The sequence below is a fragment of the Methylorubrum podarium genome (assembly GCF_022179745.1).
Taxonomy (GTDB): domain Bacteria; phylum Pseudomonadota; class Alphaproteobacteria; order Rhizobiales; family Beijerinckiaceae; genus Methylobacterium; species Methylobacterium podarium.
Genome location: NZ_BPRD01000539.1, coordinates 1 through 1,195, shown reverse-complemented (window position 1 = coordinate 1,195; position 1,195 = coordinate 1). Strand labels below are relative to the sequence as shown.

The following is a 1,195-nucleotide window of genomic DNA, read 5'->3' as shown; positions in this document are numbered from 1 at the left end:
GGCCGAGGCCCGCGCCCGCGAACTCAGCGAGAGCGTGGCCCGCGCGGCCCGCGAGGCCGGCACGGCGGTGACGGGCGATTTCGAGCGCCTGCGCAGCGGCGCCGACGAGGAGAGCGCCCGCACGGCGGCGGCGGTCCGCAGCGCCATCGAGGCGGCGTCGGCCAAGATGATGGAGAGCTTCACGGCCGCCTCCGGCCAGTTCGGCGACTCGGTCGCGCGGATGAACGCGATGGCCGCCGAGATCCGCCGCGAGCTCGACGCGACCCGCGCCGACCTGCAGCGCGGCGTCCTCGACCTGCCCCGCGAGACGCAGGACGCGACGAGCGAGATGCGTCGCGTCGTGGCCGAGCAGATCGACGCGCTGAACGAGCTGGCGGCGCTCGTCGCCCGCTCCAACCGCTCGGTCGATGTCGCCCAGCCGGCGGCGCAGGCCCGCGCGGTCGAGCAGCGCCGGACGGCCGAGGCCGGCCGCGCCGCCTCGGCTCCGATCCCGGCCTCGATCCCGGCGCCGCAGCCGGCTCCTGCGCCGGCCCGCAGCGCGGCACCGACGGCATCGCGGCCCCAGGCGTCGGCTCCGTCCGCCGCCCCCGCGCGTCCGGCGAGCCCGGCCGCCGCTCAGGGCGGTGGTCAGGGGGCGGTCCAAGGAACGGCCCAAGGAGCGGTCCAGGGGCGACCCGGCACCCGCGACAACCGCGGCTGGCTGTCCGATCTCCTGACCCGCGCCTCGATCGACGACGACGGCGCCGAGGCGGCCCCCGCTCCGGCTCCGGCACCCGCGCCCGAGGCGAAGGGGCCGGTGGAGCGGATCTCGCTCGACGCGATCTCGACCGACATCGCCCGGATGGTGGATCATCAGGCCTCGGTCGAGTTCTGGCAGCGCTACCGCCGGGGCGACGCGAACCTGTTCGACGGCCGCCTCTACACGGCGCAGGGCCGCCAGACCTTCGAGCAGATCCAGCGCCGCTACCGGGCGGATGCCGAGTTCCGCCGCACGGTCGATCGCTACGTCGGCGAGTTCGAGCGGCTGCTCGGCGAGGTGACGAAGAACGACCGCGACACCAAGCGCGCGGACGCCTACCTCACCTCGGAGACGGGCAAGGTCTACACCATGCTCGCCCATGCCAGCGGCCGGTTCGACGAGGCGTGAAGCCGTAACCCTCGACCGGGGCTCCAACGAAAAAGGCCCCCGTCGCGC

At 75.4% G+C, this 1,195-nt stretch carries 1 pseudogene; it reads left to right on the top strand.

Annotation, left to right across the window (positions count from 1 at the left end):
- Positions 1-1,147 (top strand): annotated as a pseudogene (locus MFF42_RS22990) (hypothetical protein); the annotation flags it as partial.
- Between the last annotated feature and the right edge of the window lie 48 nt (positions 1,148-1,195).